General features: G+C 60.7%; 25 protein-coding genes. 21 read left to right on the top strand and 4 right to left on the bottom strand.

Translation table 11 applies throughout. The annotated features are described in order from the left end of the window. Positions 1–26: 26 nt before the first annotated feature. The 4 genes from NITMOv2_RS06665 to NITMOv2_RS06680 form a co-directional block, all read right to left on the bottom strand. On the bottom strand, positions 27–1,022 hold the full coding sequence (locus tag NITMOv2_RS06665) for a hypothetical protein (protein WP_053379119.1): 996 nt from the start codon (positions 1,020–1,022) through the stop codon (positions 27–29). Positions 1,023–1,065: 43 nt separating this feature from the next. After that, positions 1,066–1,944, bottom strand: a complete 879-nt coding sequence (locus NITMOv2_RS06670) for a nuclear transport factor 2 family protein (protein WP_083447820.1) — start codon at positions 1,942–1,944, stop codon at positions 1,066–1,068. A gap of 87 nt (positions 1,945–2,031) precedes the next feature. Beyond that, on the bottom strand, positions 2,032–2,781 hold the full coding sequence (locus NITMOv2_RS06675) for a PP2C family protein-serine/threonine phosphatase (protein ID WP_053379121.1): 750 nt from the start codon (positions 2,779–2,781) through the stop codon (positions 2,032–2,034). After that, entirely contained in the window at positions 2,778–3,584 is an 807-nt protein-coding gene (locus NITMOv2_RS06680; protein WP_053379122.1) for a ribonuclease H-like domain-containing protein, read from the bottom strand. The genes NITMOv2_RS06675 and NITMOv2_RS06680 overlap by 4 nt, the downstream gene beginning before the upstream one ends. A 99-nt stretch (positions 3,585–3,683) precedes the next feature. Between NITMOv2_RS06680 and NITMOv2_RS06685 the strand changes: the two genes are divergently transcribed. The 21 genes from NITMOv2_RS06685 to NITMOv2_RS06780 all read left to right on the top strand — a co-directional run bounded on the left by NITMOv2_RS06685 (position 3,684) and on the right by NITMOv2_RS06780 (position 22,831). Continuing rightward, positions 3,684–4,082 carry a cyclophilin-like fold protein gene (locus tag NITMOv2_RS06685; protein WP_053379123.1) on the top strand — a complete coding sequence of 133 codons (399 nt, stop codon included), beginning with the start codon at positions 3,684–3,686 and terminating at the stop codon, positions 4,080–4,082. A 4-nt stretch (positions 4,083–4,086) separates the two neighbouring features. Continuing rightward, a complete protein-coding gene (locus NITMOv2_RS24630; RefSeq protein WP_083447821.1) occupies positions 4,087–4,368 on the top strand; it encodes a DUF507 family protein in 282 nt (93 codons plus the stop codon). A gap of 88 nt (positions 4,369–4,456) precedes the next feature. Then, positions 4,457–4,732 (top strand): DUF507 family protein, encoded by a 276-nt coding sequence (locus NITMOv2_RS24635; protein WP_053379125.1) that lies wholly within the window; start codon positions 4,457–4,459, stop codon positions 4,730–4,732. Positions 4,733–4,757: 25 nt separating this feature from the next. Then, positions 4,758–5,201: a tetratricopeptide repeat protein gene (locus tag NITMOv2_RS06700; protein WP_053379126.1), complete on the top strand. Its 444-nt coding sequence runs from the start codon at positions 4,758–4,760 to the stop codon at positions 5,199–5,201. Between the two features lie 22 nt (positions 5,202–5,223). Next, a complete protein-coding gene (gene bcp / locus NITMOv2_RS06705) occupies positions 5,224–5,691 on the top strand; it encodes a thioredoxin-dependent thiol peroxidase (protein ID WP_053379127.1) in 468 nt (155 codons plus the stop codon). Between the two features lie 49 nt (positions 5,692–5,740). Beyond that, positions 5,741–6,604 carry a hypothetical protein gene (locus NITMOv2_RS06710; RefSeq protein ID WP_053379128.1) on the top strand — a complete coding sequence of 288 codons (864 nt, stop codon included), beginning with the start codon at positions 5,741–5,743 and terminating at the stop codon, positions 6,602–6,604. Positions 6,605–6,944: 340 nt separating this feature from the next. Continuing rightward, a complete protein-coding gene (locus NITMOv2_RS06715; RefSeq protein WP_053379129.1) occupies positions 6,945–8,591 on the top strand; it encodes a type I restriction-modification system subunit M in 1,647 nt (548 codons plus the stop codon). After that, positions 8,588–9,844: a restriction endonuclease subunit S gene (locus NITMOv2_RS06720; protein WP_053379130.1), complete on the top strand. Its 1,257-nt coding sequence runs from the start codon at positions 8,588–8,590 to the stop codon at positions 9,842–9,844. Before NITMOv2_RS06715 ends, NITMOv2_RS06720 begins: the two co-directional genes overlap by 4 nt. 196 nt (positions 9,845–10,040) lie before the next feature. Continuing rightward, complete coding sequence (locus NITMOv2_RS23320) at positions 10,041–10,529, top strand: hypothetical protein (RefSeq protein WP_145976201.1); 489 nt, start codon at positions 10,041–10,043, stop codon at positions 10,527–10,529. A gap of 346 nt (positions 10,530–10,875) precedes the next feature. Next, positions 10,876–11,799, top strand: coding sequence for a HipA domain-containing protein (locus NITMOv2_RS06725; protein ID WP_145976202.1), 924 nt, complete (start codon positions 10,876–10,878; stop codon positions 11,797–11,799). After that, on the top strand, positions 11,796–12,566 hold the full coding sequence (locus NITMOv2_RS06730; protein ID WP_053379132.1) for a hypothetical protein: 771 nt from the start codon (positions 11,796–11,798) through the stop codon (positions 12,564–12,566). Before NITMOv2_RS06725 ends, NITMOv2_RS06730 begins: the two co-directional genes overlap by 4 nt. Then, positions 12,567–15,749, top strand: coding sequence for a type I restriction endonuclease subunit R (locus NITMOv2_RS06735; protein WP_053379133.1), 3,183 nt, complete (start codon positions 12,567–12,569; stop codon positions 15,747–15,749). Between the two features lie 116 nt (positions 15,750–15,865). Continuing rightward, complete coding sequence (gene radA / locus NITMOv2_RS06740) at positions 15,866–17,227, top strand: DNA repair protein RadA (protein ID WP_053379134.1); 1,362 nt, start codon at positions 15,866–15,868, stop codon at positions 17,225–17,227. A gap of 127 nt (positions 17,228–17,354) precedes the next feature. Further along, positions 17,355–18,095 carry a hypothetical protein gene (locus NITMOv2_RS06745; protein ID WP_053379135.1) on the top strand — a complete coding sequence of 247 codons (741 nt, stop codon included), beginning with the start codon at positions 17,355–17,357 and terminating at the stop codon, positions 18,093–18,095. 6 nt (positions 18,096–18,101) lie between these two features. Further along, positions 18,102–18,881, top strand: a complete 780-nt coding sequence (gene tsaB / locus NITMOv2_RS06750) for a tRNA (adenosine(37)-N6)-threonylcarbamoyltransferase complex dimerization subunit type 1 TsaB (protein ID WP_187299386.1) — start codon at positions 18,102–18,104, stop codon at positions 18,879–18,881. Further along, positions 18,878–19,414: a ribosomal protein S18-alanine N-acetyltransferase gene (rimI, locus tag NITMOv2_RS06755; RefSeq protein WP_053379137.1), complete on the top strand. Its 537-nt coding sequence runs from the start codon at positions 18,878–18,880 to the stop codon at positions 19,412–19,414. The genes tsaB and rimI overlap by 4 nt, the downstream gene beginning before the upstream one ends. A gap of 21 nt (positions 19,415–19,435) precedes the next feature. Beyond that, positions 19,436–19,678 (top strand): DUF465 domain-containing protein, encoded by a 243-nt coding sequence (locus NITMOv2_RS06760; protein ID WP_053379138.1) that lies wholly within the window; start codon positions 19,436–19,438, stop codon positions 19,676–19,678. A 51-nt stretch (positions 19,679–19,729) separates the two neighbouring features. Continuing rightward, on the top strand, positions 19,730–20,506 hold the full coding sequence (gene tatC / locus NITMOv2_RS06765; RefSeq protein WP_053379139.1) for a twin-arginine translocase subunit TatC: 777 nt from the start codon (positions 19,730–19,732) through the stop codon (positions 20,504–20,506). Positions 20,507–20,523: 17 nt separating this feature from the next. Next, complete coding sequence (locus tag NITMOv2_RS06770) at positions 20,524–21,588, top strand: ligand-binding sensor domain-containing protein (RefSeq protein ID WP_053379140.1); 1,065 nt, start codon at positions 20,524–20,526, stop codon at positions 21,586–21,588. 18 nt (positions 21,589–21,606) lie between these two features. Beyond that, entirely contained in the window at positions 21,607–22,116 is a 510-nt protein-coding gene (locus NITMOv2_RS06775; protein ID WP_053379141.1) for a peptidylprolyl isomerase, read from the top strand. 10 nt (positions 22,117–22,126) lie between these two features. After that, positions 22,127–22,831: a hypothetical protein gene (locus tag NITMOv2_RS06780; RefSeq protein WP_145976203.1), complete on the top strand. Its 705-nt coding sequence runs from the start codon at positions 22,127–22,129 to the stop codon at positions 22,829–22,831. Positions 22,832–22,908: the final 77 nt, after the last annotated feature.

The following is a 22,908-nucleotide window of genomic DNA, read 5'->3' on the forward strand; positions in this document are numbered from 1 at the left end:
AGCTGGCGGGCTTTTTCAACAGCCTGTTAAGGAGCCATGGCGGTCTTCGGAGAGGGGCAGGCTCCGGGCGTCATATAGAGGAGGTAGTTTCCCATCCCGTGTTGGACGACCTCTTTATGCAGAGGATGGTGATGGACCATGACCATCTCATAGTCGTCCGTCGTGGTCACGGGGAAGCCGTGGGCGTCTTTATAGACCTGATGGGGCTGGAATTGCCGGAAGGTGCCGTCGAGGTCCACATCGGGAACCGTCCGCAAGAGCGTTTGCTTCTTCGTCTTGTTCTCCAGCGCGATCATCAGCAATTCATCGTGCCCGTGCGGATAGGCAAATTTGACGCAGCCGTCCATCAGGAACTTCAAGGGCGCCGTATGGACCTGCACGCCGGGCTTGATTTCGATGCCCTCGTCCGTTTGATCGGCGCCCCGCTGCCCGAACTTGCTGTAGCACACGATATTCACTCCGACCTGGTAGACGTCCATTTCCTTCACCGGCTTCGATTCGGGCGCCATATACATCGTGAAGGTCGCCATGACGTTCTTCGTCGGCGGCGCCTTATGATAGAACGCGACGACGGACATCAGATGCTCGCCCTTGCCCAACTTCACGCCGTAGCCTTCCGGGAATCGCGCTTCGGTCATTTCCAATCCCGCGCCGCCGAAGAATAGCGGTTCGCCGGGGCAGGAGACGCTCGGCTTGTCGTTGTTCAGCATCAGGATGTGGTGCAGATAATTCCGCGGCAGCTCCTTACCCTCTTTGGTAAAGACGGCCGACTTGTAGCCCACCAGATACATGTCTTTCGGCAACTGAAAAATATGCTTCGGCATGGAGGCGGCCAGCTCGCCGTCGTGACCGCTCGGCAGGTCGATGGGGCCGAAGGTCAGCGTCACGGTGTTGTCTTGAATGCTGACGGTCGTGGTGGTCTGGTTCTTGAGCGTCGGCACGGCATGGTGGTCGTGCCCACCGGACGCCAGGGCCGAAGTCGCCGTACTGAACAGACACAGCATCGCGACGAACCAACGCATATATCCTCCGCAAAGGTGAAGAGCCAGAGAAACAGACTCGGGGTCAAGGAGCTGCGGGGGGCGGCGTGATCCGTTTCCATTGGTAGGTCCCGCCGTGTTCCCGCGGAGGAATGTTCCTGTGGGTGCCGACGCGGGTGTACCACCACACGCCTTTGGCCTGGGTTCCATCCTCCGAGAGCAACAGTTCGAAGCCGCCTTCGCGATCGTTCCCCGGCTGATGCCAGGTGCCCTGCCAGAGACGATCGGCGACTTTCGTCGTCGTGAACCGGCCGCCCTGTTGGGTGTAGGGGCCGTTGCCCTGTTTATCCAACGTCGCTTTGTAACGTTTGTCGTCCTCGACTTCGAGGATCTCCCAGTCGCCGCTCAAGTCCGGCATCGATGTGGAAGACGCCGCCCCGACGAGATGTTGCGAAGGCGGTCCCGGCCGCTGGGCGGTCTGGACTCCGTTCTGCATCGTCCGGAAGGACTCGTGCCAGGACAGGAGGGTCCATTGTCCCTCTCGGCGCTCCAACACGCCGGTTTCGCGCAACGGCAGCACCGTCCGCTTCTGCTCGTGCCCCTCTCCGACAAACCGGATGTAATCGAGCTCCATGGCGAACCACGCGAGGTCCCCTTTGGTCCACACCTTCAGCTCGCGGATGGGAATCTCCAGTCGCTGGACCGCGGCGAACTCCTCCCGCATGTCGCGCTCGAACTCCCGCCATCCCACGTACTTGCGCCCGCCGATCGTGTAACTGACGATGTCGGCGTCATGCGCCATGAGACGCGCCAGCGTCGCGATGTCCTTGTCCACGTTGGCGCGCACGAGGGTGCGTATGGCGGATTCCGGGTCCGAAGCCCGGGCGACCGTCACGCTGGAGGGGACAGAAACCGCCGAGAAGAGGACAAGACTCCACACCGAGACAAGGGCACTCCGCATCATCGACGACTCCGGGTAAATCTTCTCGCGGGCAAGCAGCGACGCAGCACTTGAAGGCAGGCTACACGGGTAGGGGGGTGAAGTCAACGGCTACGGACGCGCGACGACGACCACGGTGACGTTGTCGTCTCCGCCTCTCGCCAGCGCTTCCGAGATGAGCGCGTCGCACGCGCGAATCGGATCGCCCTTCGCTTTCAGGCACAGCCGTTCAATGTCGTGATCCTCCAACATCTTGGTCAAACCGTCGGAGCACAATAGCAGGAGATCCGCGGGCTCCAGCGGATAGGCCGCGATATCGGGCTTGACGGACGACGGCATGCCGAGCCCGCGGGTCAAAACGTGCCGTTCCGGATGCGAGCGTGCGGCGTCCTTCGTGAGAATCCCCCGCTCCAAATACCGTTCGATCAAGGTGTGGTCGCGGGTCAGCGGCGAGAGTGCGCCGGATCGCAGACGATAGGCGCGGCTGTCGCCGACGTGGGCGACGTGCGCGACCGGCGACGGGTCGGTGACGACGAACAGCAGCACGATCGTCGTGCCCATGCCTTTTAACTTGGGTTCGACCTTCGCGCGTCCGAGGATGGCCTGCTGGGCCTGCTGGATCAGATCGGCGAGAAACGCCGCCGGTTGGCTGTGACCCTGGTGGACCGGTCCCGCGAAGACTTCCGCCCGCGCTTTTACGGCCGCGATGGCCGTTTGGGCCGCGATATCGCCGCCGATATGGCCGCCCATGCCGTCAGCCACCGCCCACAGTCTCAGATGGTCGAGCGTCAGGAAAGCGTCCTGATTCGACTTGCGCATGAGCCCGATATCGCTCCGGCCGATGCCGACCCAGCCGCTCACGAATGCGTCTCCGCGAGGGGACGTGGAACGATCGCGCGCCCGACCGGCGGGGGGCCGAAGCGCAATCGGAGATCGGCTTGGAGCCACTCAGCCAGCGGGACGAGGTTTTCGACGTCGGCCCGATTGTAGGCCAGGAGGAGATCCAACGCCTGCCGGTTCCCGGTGGCGTTCCATTGCGCCCAGAGCCGCACCGCGTCCCAGCCGTCGAGTCCGTGGATCGCCGGGTCGCGGGCGATCCCGACCTCCCGTTCGATCTGCTTGAGCCCGCCGCTCAGGCCCAGGCGCCGGGCGGCAAAGCAGAGATCGAAGTGCGGGAGATCCAGGCGGAGGCGGGGAAAGCGCGCGCGGAGATAGGGGACGTCGAACCCGGCGCCGAAAAACGTGACCAGCAATTGACCCTGATCGAATTCTTCCTGCAGCCGGTCGGTCGTCAGGTTCTCGCCGTGGACCAGGGTGATCGTGCGGCCGCCGCGATGCAGGCCCACGACGGTGACGTGTCCGTGGTCCCGGGTCGCGCCGGTCGTTTCGATGTCGAGGTAGATGATCCGCGACCGGCAGACGTCGTAGAAGCGCCAGTGATCCCGGCTGTGCAGCCGCGAGGCGAAGAACCGCAGGTCTCCGGCCGCCAGCTGCGTCTGCGCGATCGTGAGCTCCCGGTCATACCAGGACTTGCGCGCAGCCGACAGGCCGGGCACGGTGGTTTCACTGAGGAACCGGTCCCAGTGGAGAAATCCCTCTTGCCAGAGCCGGCGTTCCGTGGCGGGTCCGATGCCTTGGAGATGGACGAAGGTCGAGGTCAACATGCACGCCGATTCTACAGGAGCCGATCCGCGCGCGCCAGCAGCCAGGCCGATCGCCGGGCGCCTTGATTTCACCCTGACGACCGGTTACAGTCCGCGAAGATGAGCACGGCGCACCTGACGGAGCCCGCGAAGCGTATCCGCATCACGATCGGCGGCCTGCAACTCGAGGCGGAATTGAAGCAGACGAAGACGGCCGGCGAGGTGTACGCCGCGCTGCCCGTGCAGGCGGCCATCAACACGTGGGGCGAAGAGTTCTATTTCAAGCTCCCGGGGGTGAAGGACTATCGGGAGACGGCGACCACGCAGGTCAAGGTGGGCGACGTGGCCTATTGGGGAGCGGGCCAGGTGCTCGCCATTTTTTTCGGCCGGACTCCGATGAGCCTGGGGCCGGATCCAGTGCCGGCGGACCGCGTCAACGTCATCGGCCGGATCGTCGGCGACGCCACGCAGTTGCGGCGGGTGATGGACCACACCACCATTCGAGTCGAACGGGTGTGAGACCATGCGTCTATCGAAGGAGCGGGTGAAGCATCTGGCGGAGAGTGTGGCCGCGCGTCTCCAGCAGGACGGGCATATTGAAGTGACCGGCGATCGCAAGGCGCTGGTCGACGCCGTCAACCACGCCGTGACCGACGAGCTCTCCGTGGAGGATCGCCTGAACGCGGAAGTGCGGCAGTTGCTCAAAGCCTACGGACAGCAGATCGAGCAGGGGCAGGTCGACTACCAGAAGATGTTTACGATGATCAAACAGAAGCTCGTCCGAGAACGGGGAATCATACTGTGATGAGTGATCAGTGATGGGTGATGAGCTGAGACAACAGAAGATCTTCCGAACTGATCACTGATCACCCGTCACGCATCACCGGTTCATCATGCTCAGCGAAGACAAAGCCAGCCATCTTGCACACGTCATTCTGCAGGCGGTCAAACAACATTCGGCCGTCCGGCTTACCGGCGAGGACGGCAAAGCCCTGCGAGCCATCAAACAGGTCATCGCGGCGGAGCTCGCGCAGGAAGAAGAGATCGATCGCAAGGTCAAGGCCAAGCTCTCGTCCTATTCGCGCGGCATCATCGAAGGCAGCGCCGAGTGGGACGTGTTGTATCGGAAGACGTTCGAAGAAGAGTCGAGGAAGCATCTCAAGCCCTGACGGCGGTCCGGAAGCGAGAGGGACTATGAAATATCTGTCATTCGTGCTGGCCGTGTGCGTGGCGATCACGGGAGCGGCCTGCTCGTCGAAGCCGAAGGCGAAACAGTTGAGCCCGCTGGCGCTCATGGAGGGCGGAGTTAAGCCGCAAGCGATCACGCTGACGGAGCAGGGGACTCACGCCTATCAGGCAAAGCAATTCGAGGAGGCCAAGGGATACTTCGCACAAGCGATGGCGGCGGCGCCGCAATCCGGACAAGCTCATTATAATTATGCGCTGGCCTTGAACGCGCTGGGCGACGCCGAAGCCGCGCGGCAGCATTTCCTGGAGGCGGCCAATCTGGCGCCGGGAGATAAAGTCATCTGGGACTCGCCCGCGTTGGCGCCGTTCGGCAATCCGACGTCGCCGAAGGCGTACAAGGAGCATCCGTACGGGACGAGCCGTCCGACGATCGGCGGCGGACCGCGGTGATCATGAGAAAGGATCGACGCTGATGGCGAAGGAACTGACGGTCGGAGACAAGGCGCCCGAGCTGGGGATCCCCGATCAGGACGGGAAGCGGGTTACGCTGAAAGACCTGAAGGGCAAGCAAGTCGTGCTGTATTTCTATCCCAAGGACGATACACCCGGCTGTACGAAAGAAGCCTGCGACTTTCGCGATTCGGTGGCGGCGATCAAAAAAGCGGGGGCCGTCGTGTTGGGCGTGAGCCTCGACGGCCAGGCGTCGCACCAGAAATTCATCAAAAAGTTTTCGCTGTCCTTCCCGTTGCTCAGCGACGAGGACAAGAGGGTGGCGACCGCGTACGGCGTGTATAAAGAAAAAAGCATGTACGGCAAGAGGTATTGGGGGATCGAGCGCAGCACGTTTGTCATCGACACGGACGGCACGCTCAAGAGCATATTCAGAAAAGTGAAAGTCGACGGGCATGTCGACGAGGTCCTTGCCGCCTTGAAGGCGTGAGCCGACTGGTCCGCCGCCGCTCCGATCGTTCCACTCTCCTTGAGCCTGCATGAGCGTTTTTTCCCACAGCGCCCGGTTCTTGCCCCTCGTCGGGCTCTTGCTCTGCGCCGGGGAAAGCCTGTCCGCCGAGAAGAATACGGGGACGTTGCTGGTCAAGGACGGTTTGGGCGTACCCCATCAATCGGTGACGATTGAGGCCAAGCTGGTCGGCAAGGGCCTGTTTGCCAGGTCGGGGATGGGGGGAGAGCCGCTCGAGTTGGTGATCGATGGCCGGGTGGTCGGCACCGCCATGACCGGCGGAGACGGCAAAGCGCGTCTCGCCTACGTCCCCAAGAAGCAGGGCATCGTTCCGATCACCGTCCGCGTCGGTAACAGTCCCCGCGTCGCGCCGGCCGCAGGCGAAGCCAATCTGGCGGTGTGGGAGCGCCGCAGCCCCATCATCGTGGTGGAGCAGGCCGCGTTGATCGAGCAGCCGTCCGTTCCAGCGCCGCTGCCGGGCATCGGACTCAGTGGTGACATCGGGCCCAAGCCGCTGCCGGATGCCGCCGAGGAGCTCGCGAAGCTCACGCAATTCTACTATCGCGTCATCTACGCCGTGCCGGCGGCCGGCGGCATGGACGGCTTTGAAGCCGGCGAGGACGCGCGGGCCTGGTTGAAGCAACATCGCTTTCCGGACGGGTACGTGCTGGCGCTGCCTCCCGGCGAGCAGGCTATGGGCGAGAAGATCGACGAGCTGCATGCGGCCGGATGGACGACGGTGAAGATCGGCATCGGCCGGACCAAAGCCTTCGCCGAGGCCTTCCTCCAGCGCCGCCTGGAGGCCGTGATCGTGCCAGAGCCGAAAAAAGGCGACGCGCCGCGCAAGGCCAAGGTAGCGAAGGATTGGAAAGAGGTGCGGAAGAAGTTGTCGTGACGGTTCCATCAGGTCCATGTAAAATGGCCCCATGAAACCATCCTCTTCACCGCCCTCTTCGCGTCCTCATTTCAATCGTGCACGCCGTCCCAGCAAGCTGGGCCGGAAGCTGGAGCAGAAGAAGATCGACGAAGCGCGGCAACTCACCCCCTGAGCAACGGCTGCTGCTGGCTCTCGAACTCTCCGACGTCGCCGCCGCGTTGAATCGAGCGGGTTCCAAGAAGCGTTAATTCAGAGCCTCAAGGCCGGTATTCTCGCCATCCCCCCTTCGAAATGATTGCTTTTTCGCCGCCACCAGGGTATTCCACTGGTCCGCTTCCGCATAACCTGGAGGTAGCGGATGCTCTGGGTCGCTCCTTCCGAAAAAGACACCGCGACGGGGACTCTTGAGAAGCGACTGTGGGATGCCGCTGATCAATTGCGGGCCAACAGCGGCCTCACGTCCGCGCAATATTCCACCCCGGTCCTTGGACTCATCTTCCTGCGCTTCGCCGACGTACGTTTCGCGAAAGTGCGAGCCGGCCTGGAGAAGATCGCCTCGTCGTCACGGCGCGGCTCTCGCGTTGACGAACCAACGGCCTATCACGCGGAAGGAGTGCTCTATCTCACGCCGAACGCCCGCTTCGACAAGCTCCTGCATCTGCCGGAAGGCAGCAATGCCGGCAAGGCGATCAATGAAGCGATGCGCGACGTTGAAAAGCGCAATCCGCAACTCAACGGCGTGTTGCCCAAGACCTATGAGATCTTCACCGGCACGCTGTTGAAGGAACTGCTCAAGCGCGTCTCCGAGATCCCTGCCACCATCGACTACGACGCCTTCGGCCGCATCTACGAATACTTTCTGGGAGAATTCGCCAGGACGGAAGGGCAAAAGGGCGGCGAGTTCTACACGCCCTCCAGCATCGTGCGCCTGTTGGTGGAAGTGTTGGAGCCGTACCATGGCCGCATTCTCGACCCGGCCTGCGGCTCCGGCGGCATGTTTGTCCAGAGCGCCCGCTTCGTGGCTGAGCACAAAAAGAACCCGTCTTCCGAACTCGCCATTCATGGTCAGGAGAAAGTCGCTGCCACCGTTGCCCTCTGCCGCATGAACTTGGCCATGCACGGTCTCGAAGGGGATATCAAAGAAGGCATCACGTACTACGACGATCTCCACAACAGCACCGGCAAGTTCGACTTCGTCCTCGCCAATCCACCTTTCAACGTGAATGCCGTCGATAAAGAACGGCTGGAAGCCGAGGTGGGCAAAGGCCGCCGCTATCCCTTCGGCCTGCCGCGCACGGACAACGCCAACTATCTGTGGATTCAGCTCTTCTATTCGACATTGAACGCGAGCGGTCGAGCCGGGTTCGTCATGGCGAACAGCGCCTCTGACGCCCGCTCCTCCGAGCAAGAACTCCGGAAACAACTTATCGAAGCCCGCGCCGTCGATGTCATGGTCGCCGTCGGGTCGAACATGTTTTACACGGTAACTTTGCCATGCACGCTATGGTTTCTAGATCGAGGCAAGCAGCGAACGCCGCGAGCCGACAAGGTTCTTTTTTTGGATGCAAGGCATATCTACCGGCAGGTGGATCGAGCGCATCGAGACTGGGCGGAAGGCCAGATTGGATTCTTGGCCAACGTCGTCCGTCTTTATCGCGGCGAAGACCCGGACTTCACCCTCGGTGGAGCGGATGCAGAATCCAAGCTCAAGGAGCTATTTTCACCCTCGCCTTCCAAGGGAGAGGGGAGGGGTGAGGGTAAGAAACTTCGCTATCGTGATGTGCCAGGCTTATGCAAGGCCGCCACGATCAAAGAGATCGAAGCACAGGGCTGGAGTCTGAATCCAGGCCGCTACGTCGGCGTGGCACCAGGCGAAGAAGTCAGCGATGAAGATTTCAAGGAACAGCTCGAAACACTCAACGAAGAATTTGAAGTGCTCAAGGCTCAGGCCCGTGAACTTGAGCAAACCATTGCCTGCAATGTAGCGGAAATTCTCGAAACGTGACGGCTGCAACCTGGCGAAACTGCAAGCTTGGCGATCTGCTGGAAATCAAGCATGGCTACGCCTTCCAGGGTGAATACTTCGCCGGTGCCGGTTCACATATCGTCCTCACACCTGGAAACTTTCATGACGAAGGTGGGTTTAAGGACAAAGGCGGCAAGGAGAAGTGGTATACCGGGCCGGTTCCCTCAGACTATGTTCTGAAAGAAGGGGACCTCATCGTCGCGATGACAGAACAAGCGGAAGGGCTTCTTGGTAGCAGTGCAATCATCCCACGCAGTGGGCTTTATCTCCACAATCAACGACTTGGTCTTGTCCAAGTCCGTGACCAATCCCAAGCCGACAAACGATTCCTATACTACCTCTTCAACTCAAAGCCAGTTAGGCAGCAGATCCGCGCCTCTGCGAGTGGCACAAAGATTCGCCATACCGCACCGTCGCGGATTGGCGAGGTGAAGGTCAAGGTTCCCTCACTTCCGGTACAACACCGGATCGCCGGTATCCTGTCGGCCTATGACGACTTGATCTCGAACAATCAGCGGCGCATTAAGATTCTCGAAGAGATGGCCCGCTCCCTCTACCGCGAGTGGTTCGTCCACTTCCGTTTCCCGGGCCACGACAAGATCAAAATGGTTTCCTCCCCCCTCGGCCACATTCCTCAAGGTTGGGAGGCGAAGAAGCTCGGCGACATAGCTGATGTAAATCGCGCCCAAATCAATCCGCGCATCGCGCCCGATGAGGTGCACTACATCGATATCTCATCCGTCAGCCCAGGGCAGATTGAAACCGTCACAACGTATCTCTTTAGCGAGGCACCAGGCCGTGCTCGCCGAATCGTACAACACGGCGACATCCTTTGGTCGTGCGTTCGTCCTAACCGCCGTTCTCACGCGCTCGTGATGAAGCCTGAACCGAATACGATCGCCTCAACCGGTTTTGCCGTGCTCACGACAACCAAGATACCTTTCACATTCCTCTACCTTGCAACAACAACGGATGATTTCGTCACATACCTTGTGAACAATGCTACCGGGGCCGCTTATCCAGCCGTAACCGCCAAGATATTTGAGGATGCTACACTGCTCGTTCCAACGGCACCTCTGTTGAAGAAATTCGGCGAGGCGACCATCCCGATGGCTGAGCAGAGCAATAGTCTCCAGCGGCAAAATCAAAACCTCCGCCGCACCCGCAACCTGCTGCTCCCGCGGCTATTGTCGGGGCAAGTCGATATTCGATCCACGGAGTCTATCGCTTGAGCCTGCGTTAACGCTCCAAGGTTGAGAAATACATGCTTGCAGCTACTTGGGCAGCTTACTACGAGATGCTACAAAGCAGTGCGCGGGAGAAGCACGGATTCGATGCGTTATACAGGCCTGCCGGATCATATTTAGAAACCCTGCAGAGACTCAGCCCATACTCAGGATTCCATTCACGGAGCTTTCAGGGGAAGACATGCAGAAGGTGATCGGATATGAGGTTGGAGGTTACGACTACGGTTGGTTTGGCTCTATAAGGAGCAACGGACAAGGTTGGCATGAATTGCTCCATAATGATGGCCTGCGAGATTTTGTCCAGGAGGCGCTGGCGCAAATTGGGCGTGGTGCAACTGAAGCAGCTGCACTAAGGGTTGCCCAAGAAGTGTTCGAACGATGCGTATCCATCCCGCGGGTCGGGCCGGCGACACCAACACGGTTGCTTGCCATCTATAGGCCAGATTTATTTTTCTCTGTGAACCGGAACTCTATTAAGAACCTCAGCCAACTTTTTAGGGAAACACAGGGACATTTAAGAACTTGGGGTGGGTACAAGCAGGCATTACAAGTGACATGGAGAGCCACCTGGTATCAATCACCGCGCCCAGTTGGAAATGATGAACAGCGTGCTTGGGATGCCCGTGTGGCGTTGCTTGATGCTTACTGCTATGCGGACGAATCCGAATAGATGCCGCACTGAGGGTAAGCTAGCGACTCGTTCCCACCCGGTGATTACTCCGAAGACGTCTTGGTCGAGTAACCTGCCATTGCCCTCTTCTCCAGCATGGGCTGGTAGACGGTGTCATCTCTGGAGGAGGTCTTTAGTGTTGGCCTTACACTTGGCCGTGAAACCGAGAGTGAGGTGGTATTACTACCTCGTCCTTGTGCTAACCATGAACATCTGAATCCTTCTCTCCCACGGAAGCCATCTTGGGAACCATCGGTCAACTGATTCAGAACTGTTCGGTAATGATCTCTTGCGGCGGAAAATCTGACGCTGCCGATTGGACAGCGTTCGTATCCACCTGATTCTCATGCCGTCGCTTGAGCCTTATCCCATTATTTCCCTTCGCAACGAAGACGTGCTGGCTCCGGAAGAAATGGGGAGCAAGCGTAAGGGATGGGTGCAGGTCGGCAATGATTCAGAGCCGTGGCTGTTTAAGTATGCACGCCTGAACAATGGCGAAATAACAGGAGAGCATTGGGCCGAAAAAATTGCGGCTGAGCTAGCTGGGCTTTTGGAGATTCCCCATGCTCAAGTCGACCTAGCTACGCTCGATGGAGCGATTGGTTGTATCAGCCGAAGGTTTGCGGATCTCTCCCGCTCGGGTACCGAGTTGATCCATGGTAACGATCTCTTGGCCGGCGCGGTGCTCGGTTATGATCGGGCAGGGCGTCGTGCGCAACCAGACCATACAATCGAAAATATCGCTAAGGCGATTACTGCCGTGATCGCCGATCGTGAAGAGCGAGACATGGCGTTTCTCCAACTGGCCGGTTTTGTCACGTTGGACGCGTTGATTCTGAATACCGATCGGCATCATGAAAACTGGGCGCTCATTCGGACTCGTTCGTCTGACGGCAGGCTCATTCATCGTGTCGCGCCGACATTCGATCACGCGTCGTCTTTGGGCCGCAATGAGCCGGTAGAGAAACTCGGGCAATGGCTACAGGAGCCGCACCGCTTCGAATGGTATGCGGTGCGCGGGCGCGGGGCGATCTTTATCCAACCGACGGACTCGCACGGCGCCAATCCTTTGAGACTGTTTGAGGTCGCGGCCCGTACCTGGCCCAGGTACTTCCAACCGTGGTCGATAATGTTGCACAATGTCGGCCTTGACCGCATACTTGCGGTCGTGGATCGAGTGCCTGAACATATGATTGATCCACGGCAACGCGCCTTTGCCAAAGGCCTTCTTGGAGTGACGTTTCGGCGGGTTTCGAGAGCAGTCACATGAAAACGCTGTTTCTAGCTTGGCAGGATGTGAGACCCGACGGAGGGACGCGCTCCGGCTCGCGCGCCTGGTTCCCGATCGGTCGTTTGGAAGCTGAACCGGGCCAGGATTGGTTCCGGTTTCTCTATACCAAAGGTGTGTTGGACGCGCAGGCCAAGGCCGGCTTTCAACCGTTGGATGCGTTTCCCACGCTTGAGAAGGTGTATGAATCCGGTGAGTTATTTCCGCTATTCCAAAACCGGCTGATCAGTCCAAAGCGGGAGGATTATGCGGAATACCTCGAACGGCTTGCGCTGCCCCCCGAAGAGACCGATCCCTTCGCGATTTTGGCCGTCTCAGGCGGGGGGCGACAAACCGATAACTTGGAAGTCTTTCCTCAAATCCGTCCCCATCGGGATGGAAAATTTTCCTGCCGGTTTTTCTTGCACGGATGGCGACATGTCAACGTACCTTCGCAAGAGCGATTGGGAACTTTGGAAGTAGGGTCTCGCTTGCAAGTCGCCGTAGAGTTGAATAATCCGGCTACGGGTGCGGCGATCCAACTCATGACAGCGGACGACTATTTCATGGTCGGGTGGGCACCTCGGTATCTCATTAAAGACATGTTGGCCGCCATTGCTGGTGGTGTCGAGAACATGCGTGCTCATGTGGTGCGGAACAATCCTCCTCCGGCGCCGCACAATCAGCGCGTGCTGGTCGAACTCGAAGGCATGTTTCAGGTCGGGTACCAACCGATGAGCAGTGAGGAGTTTCTTCCCCTCGTTGCTTAAATGGCGCAAGACTATTCCGAAGCCCAACTCGTAGAACAGCCAGCGATCGGTCTGCTCTCAAAGATTGGGTGGCGGACTCTGTCAGCGGTAGAGGAGAGCTTCGGTCCGACCGGCACACTGGGGCGCGAGACCAAAAGCGAGGCGGTCCTCGTTTCTCGACTCCGTGGCTGCTTGGAACGCCTCAACCCGTCACTTCCTCCGGAAGCGATTTCTGCTGCCATCGATCAACTGAGCCGTGATCGCTCGGCAATGGGCTTGTCGGCGGCGAATCGGGAAATTTATGGCCTACTCAAAGATGGCATCCCGGTTTCTATCCAGGATAAGGGCGGAGGGCAGAAGACGGAGCGGGTGCGGGTCATTGATTGGGAGAATCCCGCTGCCAATGATTTTCTCCTCGTCAATCAATTCAGTGTAACCGGTTCGCTCTATACCCGTCGGCCTGACCTTGTCGGATTCGTGAATGGTCTCCCTCTCATCGTCGTTGAGCTGAAGAAGCCCGGCGTGCCTGCGCAGCAGGCCTTTGACGACAACCTGACCTGCTACAAGTCCGACATTCCACAGCTCTTCTGGTTCAACGGCCTGATGATCGCCTCGAACGGGACGGAGAGCCGGGTAGGATCGCTCACGGCCGATTGGGAGCGGTTTTTCGAGTGGAAACGGATCGAGCGTGAAGATGAGCCGCGCCGCGTGTCGCTTGAAGTCATGCTGCGCGGGACTTGTGAGCCTTCGCGGTTGCTGGACTTGCTCGAAAACTTCACCCTCTTCTCCGAGCATAAGGCCGGGCTGGTGAAAGTGCTGAGCCAGAATCACCAGTTCCTCGGGGTGAACAACGCGATTGCCGCCACACTGACAGCAAGGAAGCAGGGCCACGGACGGGGAGGCGTGTTCTGGCAGACGCAGGGTTCCGGCAAGAGTCTGGCGATGGTGTTCTTCGCCCAGAAGATCCTGCGGAAGGTGCCCGGCAATTGGACCTTCGTGGTTGTGACGGACCGTGTCGAATTGGACGACCAGATTGCCAAGACGTTCAAGGCCTGCGGCGCGGTCAGCGAGACGGAAAGCGACCTGTGCCACGCGCGGAGCGGCGCGCAGCTCCGCCAGCTTCTCAGCGAGAATCACCGGTATGTCTTCACGCTGATTCACAAGTTCCAGACCCCTGAAGTGCTGTGCGACCGGTCCGACGTGATCGTGCTCACCGACGAGGCGCACCGCAGCCAGTACGACACGCTGGCGCTGAACATGCGAGCAGCACTCCCGCGAGCCTTGTTCCTGGCCTTCACCGGGACGCCGTTGATCGCCGGGGAGGAACGGACCCGCGAAGTATTCGGCGACTATGTGTCGATCTACGACTTTCAACAATCGGTCGAGGATGGCGCCACGGTCCCGCTCTTTTATGAGAACCGTACGCCGGAACTTCGATTGGAAAACCCGAATCTGAACGACGACATCTACAACCTGATCGAGGCCGCCGGACTGGACGACGAGCAGGAAAAGCGGCTGGAGCGCGAGTTGGGCCGGCAGTATCAAATCCTGACCCGCGACGATCGGTTGGAGACGATTGCGAGAGACATCGTGCAACACTTCCTTGGGCGCGGCTTTCAGGGCAAGGCGATGGTAATTTCCATCGACAAGGCCACGGTGCTGCGAATGCTCGACAAGGTCAAGAAGCACTGGCAGGCTGAGCAGAAAAAAGTCGAGCAGGAACTGGCGAGGCTGACGACCTACGGGGCGAAGGATGCTCGTCCTGAAAAAATTCGGGAACTGACGGCACGACTGGATGTGATCCGGACGACCGACATGGCCGTGATCGTCTCGCCGGGTCAGAACGAGATCGAGCAGATGAAGAAGCTCGGCTTGGATATCGCTCCTCACCGGAAGCGGATGAACGACGAGTCATTAGACGAAAAGTTCAAAGATCCGGACGATCCTCTGCGGCTCGTCTTCGTCTGCGCGATGTGGCTGACCGGATTCGACGCGCCGAGCTGTTCGACCGTGTATCTCGATAAGCCGATGCGAAACCATACGCTCATGCAGACGATCGCCAGGGCCAATCGCGTGTTTCCCGGCAAGCACAGCGGTTTGATCGTGGACTATGCCAACGTGTTTACCTCGTTGGAGAAGGCGCTGGCGATCTATGCGAAGGGCAAGGGCGGAGAACGGCCGATCAGGGACAAGCAGAAGCTGGTCGAAAGCCTCCGCCAGGCGATCAGTGCCGCCACGGCCTTCTGTCAGGTCCACGGTGTGAGTCTGGAGGTGATAGAGAAGGGTGCTGCCGGAAGCCTGGAGCGGCTCACCCAAATTGCCGAGGCCGTCGAAGCCTTGATATCGCCGGACCCGCTCCGGAAGGACTTCCTGGCCCAGGAGCGTTGGGTGCGGACCCTCTTTCACGCCGTGAAGCCGGACCCCTCGGTGCTGGAATTCGCGTCGCGGGTGGCCTGCCTCACGACGATCGCCGAGACGATCCGTGAACGAACAGGCGAAGGGCCGGTGGATATCTCGGCCGTGATGACCGATCTGAACAAGATTCTGGATGCCTCGGTGGCCGCTGACGGCTTCCATATTCCGGAGGGCACGTCCGGCCATGCGGTGATCGACCTTGCCAAGATCGATTTCGAAGCATTGAGCAAACGATTCGGCAAGTCCAAGACGAAGAACACCGACTTGGAGCAGCTCAAGGGCGCGATTCGCGCCCAGCTCGACAAGCTGGTTCGCCTGAACCGGACGAGGGCCGACTATTTGGCGAAGTTCGAAGAATTGATCGAGTCCTATAATGCCGGCAGCCGGAATATTGAAGAGCTGTTTAAGGAACTGCTGGCGCTCAGCCGCAGCCTCAACGAAGAGCAGGAACGGCATGTCAGAGAACATCTCTCGGAGGAGGAATTGGTCATCTTCGATATCCTCACGCGGCCTGCTCCCGAATTGAGCGTGCAGGAACGAGCTGAGCTCAAGAAGGTGGCCAAAGACTTGCTGGAGAAACTGAAGCAGTTGCTCGTGCTGAACTGGCGACAGACTGTTGCGGCACGGTCGCGGGTCAAGCTGGCCATCGAAGATCTCCTGGATCAAGGCCTCCCACGAGCCTATACGCCCGACCTGTACAAACAGAAATGCTCGGCGGTGTTCGAGCATGTTTACGAAGCATACGGAGATCGCGGTACGAGCCTCTATCGCAGCGCCGGTTTGCGATAACTGCTGTGGACCGACGATCTCGCGCACACGAACTTTACGGTAACCTCCTCCTGCTACGTCCTTTCATTCCCTCCCGGCATCCATTAAGATAAGCGCGCCGTTCGTTGAGGCCTTCCATGAAATCCAAAACCATCTTTTCCTGCCAGGCCTGCGGGCATCAGGCGCCGCGGTGGCTGGGGCGCTGCCCGGATTGCGGTGGCTGGAATACGATGAAGGAGGAGCGCCAGGCGGCGACGGGCAAGGGCCGGCCTGCGGCGATGAAGACCGTTCAGGCCCAGGCGACGCCGATCGCGGAGATCGAAGTGGTCGGAGAAGACCGCCGGCTGACCCGCATCGGTGAATTCGACCGGGTGCTGGGCGGCGGCGTGATTCCCGGCGCGGTGATCTTGATCGGCGGCGATCCCGGCATCGGCAAGACGACGCTGCTGTTGCAGGCCCTGCCGCGGCTGGCGGCGAAAGAGGCGCCGGTGTTGTACGTGTCCGGCGAGGAATCGCCGCGCCAGATCAAGATGCGCGGGCAACGGCTCGGCATCGAACATCCGAACCTGCTGATTCTCGCCGAGACCTCCCTTGAGCAGGTCTTGAAGGCGATTCATGATATCCAGCCGGCGGCCGTCGTCGTCGATTCGATTCAGACGGTCTATACGGAGCAAATCACCTCGGCGCCGGGCAGCATCAGCCAGGTGCAGGAAGTGGCCGGCCAGCTCATGTGGTTCGCGAAGCGGGCCGGTGTGCCGGTCTTCATCATCGGCCACGTCACCAAGGAGGGGGCGATCGCGGGGCCCCGGCTGCTGGAGCACATCGTCGATACGGTCCTGTACTTCGAAGGAGACAAGGGCCACAGCTATCGCATTCTGCGCGCGGTGAAGAATCGCTTCGGGTCCACGAACGAGATCGGGGTCTTTGAAATGAAGGACAGCGGATTGGAGGAAGTCGGCAATCCGTCGGAGCTGTTCTTGGCCGAGCGCCCGCAGCGCAGCACCGGCTCCGTCGTCGTGTCCAGTCTCGAAGGGACGAGGCCGATCCTGGTGGAGTTGCAGGCGCTGGTCTCGTCCACGAGCTATGCCATGCCGAAGCGGATGGCGAACGGCGTGGATTTGAATCGGGTGTCGCTGCTGCTGGCGGTGATGGAAAAGCGGCTCGGCATGCACCTGTCGGGACAGGATGTCTATGTGAACGTGGTCGGCGGCCTGCATATCGACGAGCCGGCGATCGATCTCGGCATCGTCGCGGCGGTGACGTCGAGCTTGCGCGAAGTCCCGGTGGAACCGGGATTGTTGGTGCTGGGCGAAGTGGGACTGGGCGGCGAAGTGCGGGCCGTCAGCCAGGCGGAGCTGCGGATCAAAGAGGCGGCCAAGATGGGGTTCAAACGCTGCCTGCTGCCCGACCGAAATCTGGCGAAGATCGAACCGGTGGACGGGATGGACCTGATCGGCATCAACGAAGTCGGCGAGGCGCTGGATGTGGTATTGGCGTAGCCAAGGCAAAACTAAAAATGAAAAATTAAAAATTCCGAGGGGGCTCCTTTTTGCAGTTTCCATTTTTCATTTTACATTCGCGCTCACTGCCTGCGCGCTCTTCGCCCCGAAAGAAGAAGCACCGCCCTTGAAGCAGGCGACGGCCGAAGAGCTGACCGCGCTGCTCCGCCAGCGGGAATCCGCCATTGAGTCGATCAAGGGCCTGTTCAGCGCCAAAATCCGCGGCGGGCTCATTCCCATCGCCTCGCGCGTCGAAGGCGCCGTGTATTACCGCCGTCCGAACGCCTTGCGGCTCAGGGGGTTTACGCCGGTCGGGGGCGAACTGTTCGAGCTCGTGCAAGTCGACGATCAGTACAAGCTGCGGCTGCCGACGATGGGCCGCGTCCTGGCGGGCCGCCAATCCGACATGGGTGAGATGGGCAAGCTGGCGCGACCGTTTCAGTTGAGCGTCTGGGCCATGGGCGGCCTGCTCGGCACCGGTTCCATTGCGAAAGGCGAGACCGTCAAACTGGTGGAAGACGGCGAGCGCTATCGCTTGGATGTCTCCGGACCGCCCGGAGATCAGACGAAGAGGCCCGTCCTGCAGCGCCGCCTCTGGTTCGATCGGCACAATTTGCTGGTGGTCCAAGAAGAGCGCCTGGGATCGAACGGCGAGGTGGAGGCCACGATCCGCTATGAGGATTTCAGGCCCATCGATGACGGAGCGGTCGAACCGGTTGCGGCGCACGCCCCGGCCCCGGGCCGCCTGCTGCGCCCCTTCAAGATTTCCCTGGAAGACGGCCGAGGTCAGGGGAGCGTGCAGGTGACCTTCCATGAGATCATCCCCAATCAAGCGTTGAAGGCCGAAGAACTCGGCCATATTTCTTGAATGACGATGAAAGTGCTCGCGGTGGAAACCGCCACCTCATGGCAAAGTGTCGCGCTGCTGGAAGACGGCCACGTGTTGGCCGAGCATGAGCAGGACGCCGCCGGCTCTCACGCGGCGCTGTTGTTGCCCGCCATCGATCAGTTGCTGAGCAAGACCGGCCTGCGATTGACGGATCTCGACGGCCTGGCCTGCTCCATCGGCCCCGGGTCGTTCACGGGCATTCGTGTCGGCTTGTCGACCTGTTTGGGCTTGCGCGCTGCGACCGATCTCCCGCTCGCCTTGGTGCCGACATTGGAAGCGATGGCGTGGAGCGTCAAGCGCGATCACCGGACGCTGTGCCCCGTCCTGACGAGCCGAAAGGGCGAAGTCTATTGGGCCCTGTTTCGCCGGGCGAAGAACGGGCTGGAGCGGGTGCTCGCCGAGCATGTCGGCTCGCCGCAGGCCTTGGCGAGGAGTCTCGCCGACGACACGCTGCTGTTCGGCGACGGCTGGTCCGCCATGGAAACCGAGATCCGCGCCGCCTTGCCTTCGTCGGTCCGGGCGATCGAAGGGCCGCCGTCCGCCGTCAAGCCGTCTGCGGTGGCGGTGGCGCTCATGGGGATCGAGCGACTGCGGAGAGGGGAACGCGCGCCGATGCAGGTCGTCCCGCTCTATGTCCAGCGGGCCGAGGCGGAGCTCAAGTACGAGCAGTCGGGCGGGGTCTCTCCGGTGGCGCGCCGGCAAGAACGGGTGAAGAGAAAGGTCGCCGAGCGGCTCGCGCGGGGGGGCCGCGGAGGCCGGCGATGACCGGGGGAACGATGGCGGACGACCTGGTGATTGTCCCAGCTTCCTCCGGCATGGTGTCCGACATTCTGCGCCTCGAAGAGGCTTGCTTCTCGGCCCCCTGGACGCGCAAAATGTTGGAGGCCGAGCTGAGCGGCAATCCCTTTGCGCACTTTCTGGTGGCCCAGGATGGTGCGGGAGCGATCGTCGGCTATCACTGCTTTTGGATCGTCTTTGAAGAGCTTCGGTTGATGAATCTGGCGGTCTGCGAATCGAGGCGCCGGCAGGGCCTTGCCCGGCGGCTGGTGATCGAAGCCCTGCAGACGGGGCTTTCCCGGTCCGCAACGCGGGCCGTGCTGGAGGTCCGGGCGTCCAATCAGGCCGCGCTCGCCTTGTATCGACAGCTGGGTTTTGCGCCGGTCAGCACACGCCGCCAGTACTACACGAATCCGATTGAAGATGCCGTCCTCATGGAATTGGACCCCCTGGCGGTTCCCGCACAACGACTGCAAGGCCGCGTACCGAATGTCGGAGGTGGATCAGTCCCCGCACACTAACCTAACGTAGGAGGTGTCGCAATGCTGACGGAACACATGATCGCGGAACGGCTTCGCCAATCCAACCATGAATTCCGGGAGCTGGAAGAGTCGCATCATCGGCTCGATGCGGAACTGAACGAATTGCAGAAGCGCCACGTGCTCACGCCGGCGGAGGAAGTCGTCAAGAAACGGTTGCAGAAAGAAAAGCTCGCGAAGAAGGACAAGTTGGCGGAATTGATCCGGCTGTATCGCGAGCACGATATGCAGCACGCCGCCCATTAACACACGGAACGTTTTCGGTCGCCGGTCCGCCCGGCGACCGCCTCGGTCGTCATGGCCCAGATCATCAATCCCCTTGCCGCACATATCAGGACCGTCAAGCGGCGATTGATCATCATCGGCGCGACGATCCTCGCCGCCCTCGTCGTGGCCTTCTCCTTCTCGGCCGACATGGTCGCCTGGCTGAACCGCCCGTTCCCGAATCAGCTCGTATTCTACGGCCCGACGGAGGCGCTCTTCGCCTCCATCAAGGTGTCGTTCCTGGCGGCGGTGATCCTCAGCCTGCCGGTCATCTTCTATCAATGTTGGAAGTTCGTCGAGCCGGCCCTGTTGCCGAAGGAGCAACAGTGGGCGATCCCGCTCTTTCTCCTGGCCGGCGGCCTGTTCGCGCTCGGATTGGTCTTTTGCAATCTCGTGATCCTGCCGCTCGTCATCGATTTCTTCGTGAGCTTCGGGCTGGATCGCGACATCACGCCGCAGTTGGGCGTCGGAACCTATATCGATTTCAACGTGAAATTTCTGCTGATTTTCGGCTGTGCGTTCGAGCTGCCGCTGGCCATGACGCTGCTCGCCGTGGCGGGGGTGGTCACGGGGCGTGTGTTCGCCCGGTACCGTAAACACGCCGTGCTCCTGTGCCTCATCGTGTCGGCCATCGTGACGCCGGATGCCACGCTGTTTACGATGCTGTTGATGGCGGTGCCGATGATGGTGCTGTACGAGATCGGCATTCTCGGCGCGCGCCTCTTCGGCCGCGAAAAGGACGGCGGCGGGATGGACTTGCCTCTGGACCCCGATCTGCCCATGGGAACGGCGGGGACCAGAGTCCGCTGATGACAAGGAGCGCGATCATGCGAACCCTCGCGTCGGTCGTTGTGCTGATCCTCGCGGTGGCGGCGCCGGGCCGGCTTTCGGCGGAAGCGCCGCCGGCCGGGATTCCCGCACCCCATGCGGGTCCCCAAGGTGGAACGAAGGCGCCCGGCCCGTTCGATCAAACGGCCGCCAGCGTCCAGGCCCTCACGATGGCCGGCAAGGATACGCTCTATGCCGGATCGTTCGGCCACGGCATCTTTCGCAGCAGCGACCGGGGCGCCAACTGGGCTCCGGTCGGAACCGGCGTGTCGGATCCCTTTATTCTGAGCCTGGCGACGGCCAAAGACGGCGCCGTCTACGCAGGGACGTTCCGCGGGGGCGTCTTCCGCACGCGCGATGAAGGCAAGACCTGGCAGCCGGTCAATGCCGGATTGAAGCGGTTCGAGGTCAAAGCCCTGTTGGTGTCCGGGGAGGAGCTTTACGCCGGCACGGGCGACGGAGTCTATCGGTTGAACGAGGCCGGCGATCGCTGGTCGGTCGTGACGTCCGGATTGGACGACATTCTGGTCCATGCGTTGGCCCGGTCGTCGGACGGCACGCTCTTCGCCGGCACGTCGGGCAAGGGCGTGCTGCGGTTCAAGCACAATGCCGACGGCTGGGTGCGGATGCGGCATGGCCTCAAAGACCATGAAGGCATGGTCGAGAACTTCATTCGCGTGCTGGTCATCGGTCGCGATCAGAGCATCTTTGCGGGGACCTTCGACGGCGGCGTGTTCCGCAGCACGGACGGCGGCGCGACCTGGCGGCCGATCAGCCGGGCCTTGCCCAACGATTCGATCCGCGGGATCGTGTTGGGCGAGCAGGAAGTGATCGTCGCCACCGGCCACGGCGTGTTCAAGAGCGTCGATAAGGGCCGGCAATGGATGCCCGTGAACAAGGGCCTCACGAATCTGGCGATCCAGGTCTTGATCGGTTCCGGAGACGGAGGCCTCTATGCGGGAACCAGCTCGGGAGTATTTCGAAGCGACGACGGTCTCACCTGGGTGGCCGTCAATCAAGGGCTGGAAGGGGGACTCGCTCCGCCGCCCTTTTTATTCCGATGACCAGAAAGGATTGAAGGCATGTCGGATGTAAGCGAGAAGACGACCGCGACGATCGCGGTCAGCAGCAAGGGCCAGCCGTTGGGGAATATCGTCCTGCGCTTTTTCCCGGACGTGGCGCCGGGCCATGTGAGGAATTTCGTGAAGCTCTCCAAAGAGGGCTTCTACAACGGGACGACGTTTCACCGGGTGATTCCCGGCTTCATGATCCAAGGCGGCGATCCGAACAGCAAGAGCCCCGATCGGGCCTCCCACGGGATGGGCGGGCCCGGCTACAAGATCAAGGCGGAGTTCAACAGCAAGCCGCACAAGCGCGGCATCGTGTCGATGGCGCGGGCGAACGACCCGGACAGCGCGGGCTCCCAATTTTTCATCTGCGTGGCGGATGCGCATTTTCTCGACTGGCAGTACACGGTCTTCGGCGAAGTCGTCAGCGGCATGGACGTGGCCGACAAGGTCGTCAACATGAAGCGCGACGGCCGCGACAATCCGCTGGAGCGGGTGGAGATGACGGTCACCGTCAGTGAATGAAAAATTCAACATGAAAAATGGAGGTCGAGCTCTTTTTGCACTTGGCATTTTAAATTTTTCATTACTCATCGCCGCCTGCGCCATTCCGCAGGTGCCGTCGCGGACGGTGTATGAAGACCCGGTGAACTACGTGCGGCTGGAGGAAGATCCGGGCGTGCTGCCGGAATGGCCGCCCAGCCACCACGCCCATCCGGCCGCCATCTCACCCGACACGTTGCGGACCATTTTGTCGGGCCTGAAAATCCAGGAGCATCGCATCGCGCCCCAGCGATGGATTCAGGGCGACGCCCCGTTGGTGCCCGCCTTTACCGACGAACAGGTGGCGCTGTTGTCCGTGCAGCTTGCCGAGGCGCTGGCCGAAGCGAAGTACGACGAACGGGTGACCTTTTATCTCAGCCAGCCGCAGACCTCGGCCAAGCGGATCATCACGTCGGGCGGCCTCTATGTGCAGGACTCGGAGCTGCATTTCCTGCTGGGGAATTGGCAGATCGTCTACGGCATCCCGACATACGGCATGATCTACGATCGGCGCTATCCCATGCGGCCGACCGCCGCGAAGGGGTTCGACTTGTTTTTCGAGCAGCCGGAGGCGGTCAAGCATGTGAAGAGCAGCTGGATCGACGGCCTGTTCGCCAACTCGACGGACGAGCTGGTTTTGGATTTGACCAAGATCAAGCACGCCGATCCTGCTCCCACCGCCGCCCCGGTCACGTAGGATGGCAGCAGTCTAGCAGGCTGCTCAAAATCGCACCCAACGAGGCCGCAGGCGAGGCGAACACCGCAGGCGTACCC

Origin of the sequence: Nitrospira moscoviensis (assembly GCF_001273775.1) — a bacterium.
GTDB lineage: Bacteria > Nitrospirota > Nitrospiria > Nitrospirales > Nitrospiraceae > Nitrospira_D > Nitrospira_D moscoviensis.

Coding starts and splice junctions, on each gene's coding strand:
- NITMOv2_RS06665 (WP_053379119.1), bottom strand. CDS start 1,022: ATGCGTTGGTTCGTCGCGATGCTGTGTCTGTTCAGTACGGCGACTTCG.
- NITMOv2_RS06670 (WP_083447820.1), bottom strand. CDS start 1,944: ATGATGCGGAGTGCCCTTGTCTCGGTGTGGAGTCTTGTCCTCTTCTCG.
- NITMOv2_RS06680 (WP_053379122.1), bottom strand. CDS start 3,584: ATGTTGACCTCGACCTTCGTCCATCTCCAAGGCATCGGACCCGCCACG.
- NITMOv2_RS06685 (WP_053379123.1), top strand. CDS start 3,684: ATGAGCACGGCGCACCTGACGGAGCCCGCGAAGCGTATCCGCATCACG.
- NITMOv2_RS24630 (WP_083447821.1), top strand. CDS start 4,087: ATGCGTCTATCGAAGGAGCGGGTGAAGCATCTGGCGGAGAGTGTGGCC.
- NITMOv2_RS24635 (WP_053379125.1), top strand. CDS start 4,457: ATGCTCAGCGAAGACAAAGCCAGCCATCTTGCACACGTCATTCTGCAG.
- NITMOv2_RS06700 (WP_053379126.1), top strand. CDS start 4,758: ATGAAATATCTGTCATTCGTGCTGGCCGTGTGCGTGGCGATCACGGGA.
- bcp (WP_053379127.1), top strand. CDS start 5,224: ATGGCGAAGGAACTGACGGTCGGAGACAAGGCGCCCGAGCTGGGGATC.
- NITMOv2_RS06710 (WP_053379128.1), top strand. CDS start 5,741: ATGAGCGTTTTTTCCCACAGCGCCCGGTTCTTGCCCCTCGTCGGGCTC.
- NITMOv2_RS06715 (WP_053379129.1), top strand. CDS start 6,945: ATGCTCTGGGTCGCTCCTTCCGAAAAAGACACCGCGACGGGGACTCTT.
- NITMOv2_RS23320 (WP_145976201.1), top strand. CDS start 10,041: ATGCAGAAGGTGATCGGATATGAGGTTGGAGGTTACGACTACGGTTGG.
- NITMOv2_RS06725 (WP_145976202.1), top strand. CDS start 10,876: ATGCCGTCGCTTGAGCCTTATCCCATTATTTCCCTTCGCAACGAAGAC.
- NITMOv2_RS06730 (WP_053379132.1), top strand. CDS start 11,796: ATGAAAACGCTGTTTCTAGCTTGGCAGGATGTGAGACCCGACGGAGGG.
- NITMOv2_RS06735 (WP_053379133.1), top strand. CDS start 12,567: ATGGCGCAAGACTATTCCGAAGCCCAACTCGTAGAACAGCCAGCGATC.
- radA (WP_053379134.1), top strand. CDS start 15,866: ATGAAATCCAAAACCATCTTTTCCTGCCAGGCCTGCGGGCATCAGGCG.
- tsaB (WP_187299386.1), top strand. CDS start 18,102: ATGAAAGTGCTCGCGGTGGAAACCGCCACCTCATGGCAAAGTGTCGCG.
- rimI (WP_053379137.1), top strand. CDS start 18,878: ATGACCGGGGGAACGATGGCGGACGACCTGGTGATTGTCCCAGCTTCC.
- NITMOv2_RS06760 (WP_053379138.1), top strand. CDS start 19,436: ATGCTGACGGAACACATGATCGCGGAACGGCTTCGCCAATCCAACCAT.
- tatC (WP_053379139.1), top strand. CDS start 19,730: ATGGCCCAGATCATCAATCCCCTTGCCGCACATATCAGGACCGTCAAG.
- NITMOv2_RS06770 (WP_053379140.1), top strand. CDS start 20,524: ATGCGAACCCTCGCGTCGGTCGTTGTGCTGATCCTCGCGGTGGCGGCG.
- NITMOv2_RS06775 (WP_053379141.1), top strand. CDS start 21,607: ATGTCGGATGTAAGCGAGAAGACGACCGCGACGATCGCGGTCAGCAGC.
- NITMOv2_RS06780 (WP_145976203.1), top strand. CDS start 22,127: ATGAAAAATGGAGGTCGAGCTCTTTTTGCACTTGGCATTTTAAATTTT.